We start from the raw sequence: 12,788 nt of genomic DNA, 5'->3' as shown, positions 1-12,788 counted from the left end.
CCATGCGTGCGTTGGCTCGTGAACGAGGGCATGCCTGGGAGGCGGGCGAGGTTCGCAAGGCCTTATGGCGACAGGTCGCGAGCCAGGACGGTGTCGCTGTTTGGGATGAGCGGCGGATGAAAGCGGACGCCTCCGGATCACCCGACGAGACCGATCGCGGTCCCGGACTGCCTCCGGGACGCGATCGCCCTGGTCCGACGCGCTTCGATCCGCGTACCGGTAAGAACGACCTTCGGCGGTATGCGGAGTCGCACGGATGGGCGAATCATCTGGCTGTCGCGTCGGTGTCGGTGAGGTGGACCGAGATCGTGGGACCGCAGATCGCCGGGCATGCCGTCATTGAGAGCTTCGAGCCCGGGCGATTGACTCTGCGCGCTTCATCCAGTGCGTGGGCTCAGCAGTTGCGCTTGCTCCTGCCCACGATCGAGCGGCGGGTGATCGAGGCCCTGGGACGTCACGGCGGTGCGGTCGAGATCCGAATCCTGGGCCCGGCCGGGCCGACCTGGCGCAATGGCCGTTTCGGCGGCGCCAGAGGCGGTCGCGGCCCGCGGGATACCTATGGGTGAGGCTTGATGATGCCTAATGATGACGGCTCATATCAGCTCATATCGGCCGTCGACCGCCTCTGGCGCCTCTTGTGCGAGCTGTTCCGTGGAGATCGGCCGGTCAGAGTGATCGAGTCAATGGCTGTATCTTCACGACGTGGTCGGCGCAGGCGGCCAGCAGTTCCTCGTCGTGAGTGACGATGACGACCACCTTGTCCGCTTCAGCGAGGTCGCGGATTGTGTGCGCCGTGGAGTGCAGATGCCGATAATCCAGTCCCGAGGAGGGCTCGTCGAAGACATAGATCTCTTTATCGACCATCTGCGCCGCAGCGACGACCAGACGCTGCTTCTGACCGCCCGACAATGACATGGGGTGACGCTCCGCCACGTCGGTCAGGCCGTGATCGATCAGGATCCGGTCAATCCGGTTGTCGTCGAGATCTTTGGAGGGTATGCCCAGAGTGAGTTCTTCACGCACCTCGGCGCCGAAGAGTTGACGATGAACGTCCTGCATGACGACATAGCCGAGTTTGGTTCTCTCCTTGCTGCGAATGATCCGCCCGTCCAGGCGAATCGTGCCGCGGGCCCGCTCGAGGCCGACGAGCACGCGCGTGAGAGTCGATTTTCCCGCTCCGTTGGGACCGACGAGTGCGGTCACCCGACCGCGTGGCAGCTCGAGTCGCGGAATGTTGAGGACCCGGTGGGAACCATAGGAGAAGCGCAGGTTCTCCAGCACCAGGCCGCGTGCGCTCCGGGTCGATGCGTCGTCTTGAGCATTCTGCGTGCTGATGTCAGTCGTATGCGCTGTGGACCCCTGGTCGTTCTTCTCGGAACCTTCATCCTCGGCGTGCAGGACGAGGGACGGCTGCATGGGGGTGACCGGGCGAAGGGCGCGCAGTCCCAGGTCGGTTCGCTCCCGCTCGCTCATCGCCCACAAGTGCGCGGCGGGCATCTCGCGCACGATCCTGCCGCCATCGAGCAGAATCACACGATCCACGATGTCGCGCAGATAGGACAATCGGTGTTCGGCGATGACCATGGTGGCGCCCGATGCGTGCAGATCCAAGAGCACCTTGCGCAAGAGCGCCACCGATTCCGACGACAGATTCGAGGTGGGCTCGTCGAACAGGTGCACCTGGGGTTTGACGACCATTGAGGATGCGCAGGCCACGAGTTGTTTCTGGCCGCCCGAGAGACGGAAGAGATTGGCGTTGAGAAGGTCTTCGATCCCCGTTCGCCGCGCAGCCTCCATCAGGCGGCTGCGGATGACGTCAGGATTCATTCCGAAGTTCTCCGGACCGAATGCGAGCTCACTGCGCACGTCGGAGGTGAAGAACTGGGTGCGGGGATTCTGGAAGACCGTGGCGACTTCGCGGCCGGTCACGTCCAGCGGTGAAGCGGAGGCATCGACGTTCGCCACCACAACGCTCCCGGTGAGGATTCCAGGATGGAAGTTGGGCACCAGGCCGTTGATCAGGCGCAGCAATGTGGATTTCCCGCAACCGCTGGCGCCGCACAGCAGAACGCATTCACCCGGTTGGACGCGAAGGCTCACATCCTTCAGTCCGAGAACGGCTGTATTTTCTGAATCTTCTGCACTTTCTGTGCTTTCTGAGTTCGCTGTCCTTACTGCACGTGCCGTATTGGCGTCATCGGTAGTCTCGGTGGCGCTCTCGGAGCCGTAGGCGAAGGAGACGTGGTCGATGTCGATCATGGCGTCGGCCATCACAGCACCCCTTTGAGGAAGACGAAGATGATGAGGAACGACATCATCAGGCCCACAATGTCGCTGATGCGGAAACGGAGATCGGTGATGGTGGTGCGCGAACGCGTGCCGCCCAGTCCCCGGGTGAGGGCTGAGGCCGCCAGTTCATCGCCGATCCGGGTCGCCGAGACGAGGAAGGGGACCATGATGTGCTCCACCGTCGTCAGCGGCTCGCGCAGGAAACCCCAGGGACCCGGGTGAAGACGGCGCAGACTCACCGCCTGGATCACGGCGGTGAGCTCCTCACCCAGGGTTGGGAAGAACCTCAGCATGACGGCCAAAGGGATGATGATGGCGTCGGGCGTCCGCAACCGGCGCAGGCCCTCGATGAGTTCGGACGGAGTGGTGGACCGCGCCAGGTACACACCCATGGTGAGGACGGTGACGAAGTTGCCCAGGAAGAAGCCCACCGCTCCCACGGTCTGCCACACCGGACCTTCTAGGATCTGTGTACCCAGGACTTGGATTCCCCGACAGATTCCGAAGAGCAGGACCTGAATTCCCAGGGCTCGCCAGGAGCCGATGGTGACGAGCAGGAAAGCGGCGCAGACGAAGGACACGAGAGCGGCTGTCTGCTCCACTCGCGTGAGTGCTGCCACATTGACCGTGATGACGAGCAGGAGCTTGGTACGAGGGTCGAGGCGGAACCAGCCGTCGTGCGCGGATGCTGCGAGAAACTGCATATCGGGCGATTCAAGCAATGCCGGCGCGCACGAAATGCTTGCGCAGCATCTTCTGACCCAGCAGTCCGCCCAGGCAGGAGGCTATGAAGACAAGGGTCAGCAGTCCGGCTAGGAAAGCCGGAGAGAACAGGGCTTCCCAGGCCTGCGCATAGCCCTCGCCCATCTCGGTTCGCATATCGGCCATATAGGCGTCGTGCTGGAAGTACAGCGGCAGTATCGGGCCGACGATCCACAGGGAGAAGAGTCCGTAGGCGATCACCGAGGCGCGGGCTGAGCGGTAGTGGCCGCGGGCCAGGACGACTTCGGCGAGCGCTGAGAAGACGGCCGCGGCGAGCAACGACGTCCAGGCGTGCCCGGTCAGCACCATGAGCAGGGACGAGACCATGGCGGTGAGGAATATCATTCCGGGCTTGCGGATACGGGTGATGTAGAGCGCGAAGACGATGCCGTTGGCGAGGCTTCCGAGCACAATGCCGATGGCGTGAACGACCGGCCCGAATAATCCGAGCATGCCGAAGCCGAAAAAGACGACGAAGTACAGGGCGGTGAAGGTGCCCACCGTGATGAGGTCCTTCGGCTTGAGAGATCTATCCGCAGTGGGTCTTGTGGGTGCAGAGGTCTTTGATGTTCTTGGGGCTTCTGACGTCGTTGAAGTCTCGGAAGGCGCGGAATTATTGGGATTCTCGGAACTCGTGGACATGGGAACGTTCCTCCTCCTCGGCAATGAGGTTAGGTGCACCTAAATGGTAGGGAATCAATATCTCGTGTCCAGTCGTCTGTCAAGATGCGGACGCTCGGGAGGGGACGCTCTGGTGACGTTGCACACGTCCGACAAGTATCGTCTGACAACGGTTTTCATGTCGATCCACGATAGAATCGTCTCTGAAATGCCCATGGTGCGCCCCGGGCTGTTCGCAGGTACCCACCTACACGCCGCGGGACCGAGCCCGCCAGTAGGCGTTCAGAGGGATCGGGTCCCGCCCGGCGCACAGAAAGAGGAGCAGCTGACACGTGTCTGACCAGGACCAGCCTGTGACCACCGCAGAGTCCTCTATGTCTTCTATGTCGTCCATGTCTTCGATCGGCCAGGGGGCGTCCGACTACGGCGCCTCCGACATCACTGTTCTCGAGGGACTCGAGGCGGTGCGCAAACGGCCCGGCATGTACATCGGCTCCACTGGTGAGCGCGGGCTGCATCACTTGGTGTACGAGGTCGTCGACAATGCCGTGGATGAGGCCCTCGCCGGTTACTGCGACCACATCAAAGTCACCATTCAGGCCGACGGCGGGATTAAGGTCGTCGACAATGGTCGCGGCATCCCCGTCGACGATCACCCCACTGAGCACAGGCCCACCGTCGAGGTCGTCATGACGATCCTCCATGCCGGCGGCAAGTTCGGCGGCGGCGGCTACGCCGTCTCCGGCGGACTCCACGGCGTCGGCGTCTCCGTGGTCAACGCCCTATCGACCCGCGTCGATACCGAAGTGCGCCGTCAGGGATATGTGTGGCGCATGAGCTTCGGCGATGGCGGGAAGCCGACCACGCCCCTGGTCAGGGGCGAGGAGACCTCCGAGACCGGCACCACTCAGACCTTCTACCCGGATCCCGCGATCTTCGAGACCGTCGTCTTCGACTACGAGACGCTGCGCCGTCGTTTCCAGCAGATGGCCTTCCTCAACAAGGGCCTGCGCATCACGCTCACCGACGAGCGCGAGGGCGTGACCGACGCCGGCGATGAGATCACCGGCGATGAGGCCGGTCCGGCCGACCAGCCGGTGGTGGGACACCGTTCGGACACCTACTGCTACGAGTACGGTCTGCGCGATTACGTGGCCTTCCTCAACAAATCCAAGAAGGTTGAGCTCATCCACCCCGAGATCATCGACTTCGAGGCCGAGCAGACCCTCGACGACATCCACGGCATCAGCCTCGAGATCGCCATGCAGTGGACGAGCGCCTATTCCGAGTCGGTGCACACCTATGCCAATACGATCAACACCACCGAGGGCGGCACTCACGAGGAGGGCTTCCGCACGGCGCTGACCACCCTGGTCAACAAGTACGCCCGGGAGAAGGGCCTGCTCAAGGAGAGGGACGGCAACCTGACCGGTGACGACATCCGCGAGGGCCTGACCGCCGTCATCTCCGTCAAGCTCTCCGAGCCGCAGTTCGAGGGGCAGACCAAGACCAAGCTCGGCAACACCGAGGCCCGCACCTTCGTCCAGCAGACCGTCTACTCCCAGCTCGGCGACTGGCTGGACTCCCACCCGGCCGACGCCCGCTCCATCATCACCAAGGCATCCCAGGCCGCCGCCGCGCGCCTGGCCGCCCGCAAGGCCCGCGAGGCCACCCGCCGCAAGGGCGTCCTGGAGTCCGCCTCCATGCCCGGCAAGCTGCGCGACTGCTCCTCCCGGGTGGCCGCCGACTGCGAGATCTTCATCGTCGAGGGCGACTCGGCCGGCGGCTCCGCCGTCGGCGGGCGGGACCCAGAGCACCAGGCGATCATGCCGATCCGCGGCAAGATCCTGAACGTGGAGAAGGCCCGGCTGGACCGCGCCCTGTCCAGCGACACGATTCGCAGCCTCATCACCGCCTTCGGCACCGGCATCGGCGAGGAGTTCGATATCGCCAAGCTGCGCTACGGCAAGATCGTCATCATGGCCGACGCCGATGTGGACGGCCAGCACATCGCCACCCTCCTGCTGACCCTCCTGTTCCGCTACATGCGGCCTCTCATCGAGAACGGCCACACCTACATCGCCATGCCGCCGCTGTACCGGCTCAAGTGGTCCAACGCCGAGCACGAGTTCGCCTACTCCGACGCCGAGCGGGACAAGCTGCTGGACTCGGGCCGGGCGGCCGGGCACCGCCTGCCCAAGGACGGCGCCATCCAGCGCTACAAGGGCCTGGGCGAGATGAACGACCACGAGCTGTGGGAGACCACCATGGACCCGACCACCCGGATCCTCAAACAGGTCACCCTGGATGAGGCGGCCGACGCCGACGAGACCTTCTCGATCCTCATGGGCGACGACGTCGAGCAGCGGCGCTCCTTCATCCAGCGCAACGCAGCGGACGTGCGCTTCCTGGATATCTGAGATATCCGGATCTGCTGAAGCACCCTGACACGATCCCACGACCATCTAAGGAAACCTGTGAGCGACGAAGTTGAAGAGATCATCGGCAACGAGGGCCTGACCGACGTGGTCGCCCCGGAGCGGATCCAGCCGGTCGATCTCCAGATGGAGATGCAGCGCTCCTACCTCGACTACGCCATGAGCGTCATCGTGGGGCGCGCCCTGCCGGATGTTCGTGACGGTCTCAAGCCGGTCCATCGCCGCGTCCTGTACGCCATGTACGACGGCGGCTACCGTCCCACGGCCTCCTTCTCCAAGTCATCGCGCATCGTCGGTGACGTCATGGGCTCCTACCACCCCCACGGCGACGGCGCCATCTACGACGCCCTGGCCCGACTGGTGCAGTGGTGGTCGCTGCGCTACCCGCTCGTGGCCGGGCAGGGGAACTTCGGCACCCCCGGCAACCTGGGGCCGGCCGCCCCCCGGTACACCGAGTGCAAGATGGCCCCTCTGGCCATGGAGATGGTCCGCGACATCGATGAGGAGAGCGTCGATTTCCAGGACAACTACGACGGGCGCAACCAGGAGCCGGTCATCCTGCCGGCCCGCTTCCCGAATCTCCTGGTCAACGGTTCGGAGGGCATCGCGGTGGGCATGGCCACCCGCATCCCGCCGCACAACCTGCGTGAGATCGCCTCCGGAGTCCAGTGGTTCCTCGCACATCCCGAGGCCAGCCGCGAAGAGCTGCTGGAGGCTCTCATCGAGCGCATCCCCGGCCCCGATTTCCCCACCGGCGCCACCATTCTGGGGCGTCGCGGCATCGAGGACGCCTACCGCACCGGGCGCGGCTCGATCACTCAGCGGGCCGTGGTCAACGTCGAGGAGATCCAGGGCCGCCAGTGCCTGGTGGTCACCGAGCTGCCCTACCAGGTCAACCCCGACAACCTTGCGGACAAGATCGCCCAGCTGGTGCGCGACGGGCACGTGGGCGGCATCGCCGACATCCGCGATGAGACCTCCGGGCGCACCGGCCAGCGCCTGGTGATCGTGCTCAAGCGCGACGCCGTGGCCAAGGTGGTGCTCAACAACCTGTACAAGCGCACCCAGCTGCAGGACAACTTCCCCGCCAACATGCTCGCCCTCGTGGACGGGGTGCCGCGCACCCTGAGCCTGGACGGCTTCGTGCGCCATTGGGTGAGCCATCAGATCGATGTCATCGTGCGCCGTTCGCGCTATCGTCTGCGCAAGGCCGAGGAGCGCCTCCACATTCTGGAGGGGCTGCTCAAGGCCATTGATGCGCTCGACGCCGTCATCGCCCTCATCCGCCGTTCGCCCACGACCGAGGAGGCCCGCAGCGGCCTCATGGGTCTGCTCGACGTCGATGAGGCCCAGGCCGAGGCCATCCTCTCCCTCCAGCTGCGCCGCCTGGCCGCCCTGGAGCGCTTGAAGATCCAGCAGGAGTCCGAGGAGCTGCGAGCCAAGGTCGCCGACCTGCGCGACATCATCGCCTCCCCCCAGCGTCAGCGGAGCATCGTCTCCGAGGAGCTGGCCGAGATCGTGAACAAGTACGGCGATGAGCGCCGCACCCGCATCGTGCCCTTCGACGGCGAGATGAGCATGGAGGACCTCATCCCCGAGGAGGACGTCGTCGTCACGATCACCCGCTCCGGCTACGCCAAGCGCACCCGCACCGACTCCTACCGCTCCCAGCACCGGGGCGGCAAGGGCATTAGAGGCGCTGCCCTGCGGCAGGACGACGTCGTCAGCCACTTCTTCGTCACCACGACCCATCGTTGGCTGCTCTTCTTCACAAACCTGGGGCGGGTCTACCGTGCCAAGGCCTACGAGCTTCCCGAGGGCGGCCGCGACGCCAAGGGGCAGCATGTGGCGAATCTGCTGGCCTTCCAACCCGGTGAGGAGATCGCCCAGGTCATGGAGCTGGGAGGCTATGACCAGGCCGACTACCTCGTTCTGGCCACCCGCCGCGGCCTGGTGAAGAAGACCCGCTTGGGCGAGTACGAATCCAATCGCTCCGGCGGCGTCATCGCCATCAACCTGCGCGAGAACGGTGACGGAATCAGTGATGAGCTCGTCTCCGCCTCCCTGCTGTCCGCCGGTCAGGACCTCCTTCTCGTCTCCCGTCACGGACAGTCACTGCGGTTCCACGCCGATGACGAGACCCTGCGTCCCACTGGCCGGGCGACCTCCGGTGTGACCGGCATGCGATTCCGACCCGGCGACAGTCTGCTGGCCATGGGCGTAGTCGATCCGCAATGGACCGATGCCGATCTGTTCGTCGTCACCGAGGGCGGCTACGCCAAGCGCACGGCCATCGCCGACTACCCGACCAAGGGGCGCGGGGGCCTCGGAGTCAAGGTCGCCAACCTCGTCGAGGCTCGGGGCGATCTGGTCGGCGCGCTGGTGACCGCACCCAAGGACGAGGTCCTGTGCATCATGGCCTCGGGCAAGGTGGTGCGCTCGGCGGTGGCCGAGGTCTCCCGCACCGGTCGAGCCACTCAGGGCGTGACCTTCGCCAAGCCCGATGACGGCGATCGGATCATCGCCGTGGCGCGCAGTACCGAGCGCGAGCTCGAGAGCGCTGATGGTGCTGATATGGCTGATAGGGCTGACGATCCTGATCCGGCCGCCGATGGATCCGCCGGCGAGGAACCGGGATCGGCCGGCGAGCAGCCCGGGGCGGCCCAGTCCGAGACGATAGGCTCCGAGGGCGCCCAGTCGGATGACGAGAATCCGGGCGAGACAGTCGCGGACAGCGCTGCGCCGAGCGGTGGTGAGGCGGTAGGCTCGGGCGACGACGAGAGTGAGGTCCAGGCATGAGTCAGTCGGAGTCCTTCCCCTCCATGGGGGGAGACAGTGCGTCCCCGAATACCGCGAATTCCGGTAGCAAGTCCGCTAAGACGATTGCCGGTCCGCGGCGCGTGCGGCTGACCCTGACTCGCGTCGACCCGTGGTCCGTCATGAAGGTCTCCTTCATGCTCAGCGTGGCGGCGGGCATCATGTTCGTGGTGGCCGCCCTCTTCGTGTGGTACATGCTCGATGCCCTGCACGTGTTCTCCACCATCAAGGAGCTGGCGGGCACGATCATGAACTCCGATAACAACGCCTACTCGACCCTCGTGGAGTACCTGGCCCTGAAGCAGACAGTCTCGATGGCCATCATCATCGGCGTGGTCAATGTGGTTCTCACGACCGCCCTGGCCACGGTGACCGCCTTCCTCTACAACCTGACTGCGACACTCGTCGGTGGGGTTCATCTCACACTGGCGGATGACTGATCGGATTTGGAGGCGATCGATGCGGTGGGATAACCTCATCCGCGTCACCCGGGCCTATAGCTCAGTTGGTTAGAGCGCATCCCTGATAAGGATGAGGTCGCTGGTTCGAGTCCAGCTAGGCCCACCGCCCGCGGTGGAACGATTGAGGAGGGTTCATGAAGAACCGAATGCTCGTTTCAGCCGCGGTTTTCTCGTTGCTCGGGGCCGTAACCTATGCGGCGTGGCTGAGGATCGAGGCGGCACGCGCTGAGCGTGCAGCATGGGCCGAGGTTACTGACCCGGTCGAGTAAACCAAGGGGCTATGGCGCAATTGGTAGCGCACCTGCTTTGCAAGCAGGGGGTTACGGGTTCGAGTCCCGTTAGCTCCACAATTTCGGACGTACTAGAACCGCTGACATCGGAAGATGCGGGTTTTGGCGCGAGGGCGGCGAACGGATCGGTGATTCGTATCGTCGTCTTTTCTTCTTCGCATCAGTCGATGGCGGGAGTCGGTGGCGGGCCTGCGGCGCAGGCCAGGGCTGCGAGTCCGCTGATTCACGGCAGGGAGTTGTGCCATCCCTCATCCACAGCTGTGGTCGCGGACCACAGGGCCAGGGTGATGGTCGCGGTGCCCATTAGCGGTTCCGCTCTCAGCCTGGGTTGAAGGTGCATCCTGGCTGGGCCGCGAAATTGCCATGGGACTGCGGCGGGTTCGCCGGGTGGACTCGGGTCATGACACCGAATGCTGCAACCTTGATTCGAGACGGACTGGCGCTCGACGTTGATGAGCGCTCGGTGGTCGCTAACGCCCTACTTGAAAACATTGACGATACAGACGATGCGAGTGAAGTTGATGATGCGTGGCGTGTCGTAGTTTCTAGGCGAATTGCAGAGATGCGTTCTGGCGCGGTTGAAATGATCGACGCTGACGAGCTTTTCGCTGAGATGCGTGCTTCTGTGGCCGAATAATGTTGGCCCAGCGGGTACATCCCGAGGCGGCTGACGAACTACGCCACAACAACTAACCGCACTGCAGACGACCGAGCACGCAATCATTCGCCAGCCATATTTTCTGGTAGGTGCAGCAAGCTTATTGGTGAACTGATAGCCCCTGGTGGGGACTAGATGTCGAGTTCTTCGACATCGCGGGCGTTGGTTGAGCCGCCAGCGTGGAAGGACTCTAGGCGGCCAAGCAGGTCTTCCAGCGTAGAGAGTTCCTTCGGGGTCAGGGCTTGGAAGAAGCGTTCTCGTTCGGTGCGCAAGGTCGGCTGTAGAGCCGACCACCAGGCCTGCCCCTCGGGAGTGAAGCTTAAGAGTCTCGCGCGCGCGTCCTCGGGGTGTCGCCTGGTCTGTACCCAGCCCACAGCGACCAGGTGTTTGACCGTAGCGCCGATATTGCGCGGGTCCACAGCGATAGCGACGGCGACCTCAGCCTGGGTCCGCTCGCCGCTGGCCAGGGCTGCCATCGCAGTGAACTGCGCGGTGGTCACGCCCCGCTCCGTGAGATAGGAGTGCCACGCCCTCTCGGCTCGGCGCCCCAACGTGGCGAGGAGGAAGCTCGCCCTCCGCCGGTATTCGACGCCATCCGATATAGTCATGTTTTATGTATAACACGCCTTCCTCGACAGTACCAATCCCCGCCGACCACAACACCATCAACCCGTTCGTCATCGTCTCAGACGCCAACGGCTTCATCCGCTTTGTCGAAGCGGTCTTCGGCGGCAAGGAAGCCGAGCATGTCAGAACCCTCGATCGCGACGGCAAGATCATCCACGCCGAGGTCGTCGTCGGAGGCTCCACGATCATGCTGAGCGACAGCAAGGACGACTGGCCTTTCACCCCTGCTTTCCTGCAAATCTACGTCTCTGACGCCGAGACCTGCCTGAACACGGCAGCGCAGCTCGGCGCGCAGGTCGTAACGCCCTTGTGCGATTTCTACGGCGGCTACCGCCTCGCGCGCATCCTCGACCCCTGGAAGAACCTCTGGTGGCTCTATGAGCCTGACACGCAGCCGGTTTCGCAGAACCAGCGCGACAGCGATACCGAGTGGCACGACCGCAAGCCCAGTCTCGTCTACACCACCTTGATGGACACGATGGGCAGCCTCGGTCGGCCGGAATCTCGTGAGCGTGATCATGAATCATGAGGAGCAGTCCTGACCCAGCAGTTCCCCACCGGAGCCGCCCGACGACTGCGCGGTTTATCCACACGCGACCCTCATGTCGTGTTGTCGCTCCGATCGATTGAGTGGGACCGATCTCGGTGCGGGGTACGACCGATTTCGAGCCGGAAGTGGACCGATCTCGGCGGAGGGGCGGTTGGGGCTGGGCGTCTGGAAAGTCACAAGGCCGGGCAGCGTCGACGCACAGCGGTGGACAACCCAGCGCACGGGGCCGTGTCCACAGGAGTGGAACAGCATGTGGCTTCAGCGCTCGGTTTTCCCCACCTGTGGGCAGAGCTGTGGAAAATTACATCGATGTTTTTCCACATGTGTGCGCACAGCTGTGGATGAATCACACCGTTGTGCTTCCCCAGATTCACAACCCTGAACAAACCTGTGGATAACCGTTCGATGACGGTCAGATAGGCTTGTCATTCCGCTCATGCAAGTGCCGCCCGCAGACAGATCACACCGATGAGCGCGATGGTGATACCCACAGTGCCGCACACTCCGTAGACGGTGCGCCTGTTCCTCGGGGCCCATGCGTACAGCGCCGCCACGATCGCGCCGGTCACGAGTCCTCCCAGATGGCCCTGCCAGGAGATGTTCGCTCCGATGAAGGAGATGGCCAGGTTGAGCACGAGCAGTCCCACGATCGCGCTGGTGTCCCTGCCGAATCGTCGCTGAATGATGAAAAGCGCTGCGAACAGGCCGAAGACCGCGCCGGAGGCGCCCACCGTCGAGGTCAGCCATGAGGCCGGTGCCGTCGGAGAGGCCAGCCAGTAGATCATGGTCGATCCGCCCAATGCGCTCAGAGCGCACAGGGCGGCGAAGCGCCACCTTCCGAGAATCGGCTCAAGAGCGCTGCCCAGAACCCACAGTGCCCACATGTTGAAAGCCAGGTGCATCAGCGACGCATGGAGGAAGGCGGTCGTCATGAAGCGCCACGGCTGGCTGCTCGCCACCGCGGGCACGAAGGCGAACTGGGCTCCCAGTGAGGGAAGCGCCATCTGCACCAAGTAGATCGTCACGCAGGCGATGATCAGCCCTTTGGTCACCAGGGCATCGGTGATCGCCCGTCCGCCGAGTAGCGAGCTCACTCCTCGACGGGACGAGGCATTCCTGCGGGCGCAGTCCACGCAGTGCACACCGACGGCGCTGGGCACCTGGCATTGAGGGCAGGTGGGGCGATCGCAGCGCTGGCAGCGCACGTACGTGACGCGGTCCGGATGGCGCGGACATACCGGGGACGGGTCGGGATTGGTGCTGGGCTGGGTCATG

12 protein-coding genes and 2 tRNA genes are annotated in these 12,788 nt (G+C 64.1%); 9 read left to right on the top strand and 5 right to left on the bottom strand.

The window, feature by feature from the left end; translation table 11 throughout:
- The first annotated feature begins 2 nt into the window (after positions 1–2).
- Entirely contained in the window at positions 3–566 is a 564-nt protein-coding gene (locus W5W_RS0102445) for a DciA family protein (RefSeq protein ID WP_338009601.1), read from the top strand.
- Between the two features lie 100 nt (positions 567–666).
- Here W5W_RS0102445 and W5W_RS0102440 read toward each other — a convergent pair whose 3' ends face one another.
- The 3 genes from W5W_RS0102440 to W5W_RS0102430 are packed head-to-tail and all read right to left on the bottom strand — an operon-like array spanning position 667 to position 3,693.
- Positions 667–2,271 carry an ABC transporter ATP-binding protein gene (locus W5W_RS0102440; RefSeq protein ID WP_029574022.1) on the bottom strand — a complete coding sequence of 535 codons (1,605 nt, stop codon included), beginning with the start codon at positions 2,269–2,271 and terminating at the stop codon, positions 667–669.
- Entirely contained in the window at positions 2,271–2,993 is a 723-nt protein-coding gene (locus W5W_RS0102435; protein WP_017194205.1) for an energy-coupling factor transporter transmembrane component T family protein, read from the bottom strand. The genes W5W_RS0102440 and W5W_RS0102435 overlap by 1 nt, the downstream gene beginning before the upstream one ends.
- A 10-nt stretch (positions 2,994–3,003) precedes the next feature.
- The gene (locus tag W5W_RS0102430; RefSeq protein WP_081486183.1) at positions 3,004–3,693 is read right to left on the bottom strand and encodes an MptD family putative ECF transporter S component; all 690 of its coding nucleotides are present in this window, start codon (positions 3,691–3,693) and stop codon (positions 3,004–3,006) included.
- 371 nt (positions 3,694–4,064) lie between these two features.
- On the opposite strand from W5W_RS0102430, the gene gyrB reads away from it, so the two are divergent.
- The 7 genes from gyrB to W5W_RS15480 all read left to right on the top strand — a co-directional run bounded on the left by gyrB (position 4,065) and on the right by W5W_RS15480 (position 10,315).
- Positions 4,065–6,092 (top strand): DNA topoisomerase (ATP-hydrolyzing) subunit B, encoded by a 2,028-nt coding sequence (gene gyrB / locus W5W_RS0102420; RefSeq protein ID WP_017194201.1) that lies wholly within the window; start codon positions 4,065–4,067, stop codon positions 6,090–6,092.
- Between the two features lie 57 nt (positions 6,093–6,149).
- Positions 6,150–8,909 carry a DNA gyrase subunit A gene (gene gyrA / locus W5W_RS0102415; protein ID WP_017194200.1) on the top strand — a complete coding sequence of 920 codons (2,760 nt, stop codon included), beginning with the start codon at positions 6,150–6,152 and terminating at the stop codon, positions 8,907–8,909.
- Positions 8,906–9,367, top strand: coding sequence for a DUF3566 domain-containing protein (locus W5W_RS0102410; RefSeq protein WP_008730702.1), 462 nt, complete (start codon positions 8,906–8,908; stop codon positions 9,365–9,367). Before gyrA ends, W5W_RS0102410 begins: the two co-directional genes overlap by 4 nt.
- Positions 9,368–9,417: 50 nt before the next feature.
- Positions 9,418–9,491, top strand: a tRNA-Ile gene (locus W5W_RS0102405).
- A gap of 31 nt (positions 9,492–9,522) precedes the next feature.
- Entirely contained in the window at positions 9,523–9,657 is a 135-nt protein-coding gene (locus W5W_RS16565) for a DLW-39 family protein (protein ID WP_008730809.1), read from the top strand.
- A gap of 5 nt (positions 9,658–9,662) precedes the next feature.
- Positions 9,663–9,735, top strand: a tRNA-Ala gene (locus tag W5W_RS0102395).
- 343 nt (positions 9,736–10,078) lie between these two features.
- Positions 10,079–10,315, top strand: a complete 237-nt coding sequence (locus W5W_RS15480; RefSeq protein WP_081486182.1) for an addiction module protein — start codon at positions 10,079–10,081, stop codon at positions 10,313–10,315.
- Between the two features lie 152 nt (positions 10,316–10,467).
- Here W5W_RS15480 and W5W_RS0102385 read toward each other — a convergent pair whose 3' ends face one another.
- Complete coding sequence (locus tag W5W_RS0102385) at positions 10,468–10,836, bottom strand: MarR family winged helix-turn-helix transcriptional regulator (RefSeq protein ID WP_154650221.1); 369 nt, start codon at positions 10,834–10,836, stop codon at positions 10,468–10,470.
- A gap of 113 nt (positions 10,837–10,949) precedes the next feature.
- Between W5W_RS0102385 and W5W_RS0102380 the strand changes: the two genes are divergently transcribed.
- A complete protein-coding gene (locus tag W5W_RS0102380; RefSeq protein WP_008730784.1) occupies positions 10,950–11,492 on the top strand; it encodes a VOC family protein in 543 nt (180 codons plus the stop codon).
- 455 nt (positions 11,493–11,947) lie between these two features.
- Here W5W_RS0102380 and W5W_RS0102375 read toward each other — a convergent pair whose 3' ends face one another.
- Positions 11,948–12,787 (bottom strand): rhomboid family intramembrane serine protease, encoded by an 840-nt coding sequence (locus tag W5W_RS0102375; RefSeq protein ID WP_008730738.1) that lies wholly within the window; start codon positions 12,785–12,787, stop codon positions 11,948–11,950.
- Position 12,788 lies beyond the last annotated feature (1 nt).

This window comes from Actinomyces massiliensis 4401292 (assembly GCF_000269805.1).
In the GTDB taxonomy this organism is placed as follows: domain Bacteria; phylum Actinomycetota; class Actinomycetes; order Actinomycetales; family Actinomycetaceae; genus Actinomyces; species Actinomyces massiliensis.
The sequence above is the reverse complement of the archived record's forward strand: the minus strand, read 5'-3'. Positions and strand labels throughout refer to the sequence as shown.

Coding starts and splice junctions, on each gene's coding strand:
- W5W_RS0102445 (WP_338009601.1), top strand. CDS start 3: ATGCGTGCGTTGGCTCGTGAACGAGGGCATGCCTGGGAGGCGGGCGAG.
- W5W_RS0102440 (WP_029574022.1), bottom strand. CDS start 2,271: ATGGCCGACGCCATGATCGACATCGACCACGTCTCCTTCGCCTACGGC.
- W5W_RS0102435 (WP_017194205.1), bottom strand. CDS start 2,993: ATGCAGTTTCTCGCAGCATCCGCGCACGACGGCTGGTTCCGCCTCGAC.
- W5W_RS0102430 (WP_081486183.1), bottom strand. CDS start 3,693: ATGTCCACGAGTTCCGAGAATCCCAATAATTCCGCGCCTTCCGAGACT.
- gyrB (WP_017194201.1), top strand. CDS start 4,065: ATGTCTTCGATCGGCCAGGGGGCGTCCGACTACGGCGCCTCCGACATC.
- W5W_RS0102410 (WP_008730702.1), top strand. CDS start 8,906: ATGAGTCAGTCGGAGTCCTTCCCCTCCATGGGGGGAGACAGTGCGTCC.
- W5W_RS16565 (WP_008730809.1), top strand. CDS start 9,523: ATGAAGAACCGAATGCTCGTTTCAGCCGCGGTTTTCTCGTTGCTCGGG.
- W5W_RS15480 (WP_081486182.1), top strand. CDS start 10,079: ATGACACCGAATGCTGCAACCTTGATTCGAGACGGACTGGCGCTCGAC.
- W5W_RS0102380 (WP_008730784.1), top strand. CDS start 10,950: ATGTATAACACGCCTTCCTCGACAGTACCAATCCCCGCCGACCACAAC.
- W5W_RS0102375 (WP_008730738.1), bottom strand. CDS start 12,787: ATGACCCAGCCCAGCACCAATCCCGACCCGTCCCCGGTATGTCCGCGC.